The organism is Kosakonia quasisacchari (genome assembly GCF_004331415.1).
GTDB lineage: Bacteria > Pseudomonadota > Gammaproteobacteria > Enterobacterales > Enterobacteriaceae > Kosakonia > Kosakonia quasisacchari.
On sequence record NZ_SJOP01000073.1, the window covers coordinates 1 to 641 of the forward strand.

General features: G+C 44.6%; 1 protein-coding gene. It reads right to left on the reverse strand.

Annotated features, from left to right (window positions below; translation table 11 throughout):
* Positions 1-79: 79 nt before the first annotated feature.
* Positions 80-514: an IS200/IS605 family transposase gene (gene tnpA / locus E0L21_RS24720; RefSeq protein WP_007369221.1), complete on the reverse strand. Its 435-nt coding sequence runs from the start codon at positions 512-514 to the stop codon at positions 80-82.
* Positions 515-641 lie beyond the last annotated feature (127 nt).

Consider the following 641-nt stretch of genomic DNA (forward strand, 5'->3'; position numbering starts at 1 on the left):
ACCAGTAAAAGACCACCTTCTTAGAAGGTGGCTTTTGAGAATGCCCCCTGTAAGGGGGGCTATTGTCACTTTCCGCTTACTACTCTAGCAATTCCATTTGCTGTTCATGTATTTGTTCCGTTTTCTCCTGATGCCTCACATATCGTCTGATAATTTCCTCGTTCACACCGACAGTATCTACAAAGTAGCCACGTGACCAAAAGTGGTTGCCCCATAGCTTCTTTCTTATGTGTGGGAAACGATTGTAGAGTCTGATTGCACTGCGACCTTTCAGATGCCCCATTAGAGTTGATATCGAGATTTTCGGCGGCACTATTACGACTAGATGTACATGATCTGGCTGAACATTTAGCTCCAGAACCTCACAATCCTTTATTCCGCAGAGAATGTAGATTGTCCTGTAAAGTTCCTTGCCCAACTTATCTTTCAGGATCCTGAAACGGTACTTAGGCGTCCAGACTATGTGGTATTTACAACGCCAATATACATGTGATGAACTCCGGTAAAGCCCCATGTCGGTTTGTCTCCTTTTACTTGTGGTGAGTAAGCAGAGATATTCCGGCATGGGCATTCTTCAGGCTATAGCCTTACAGGATCAATCACCACCTCCCCAGGAGGTGGTTTAAGGGTGACAATAAAAA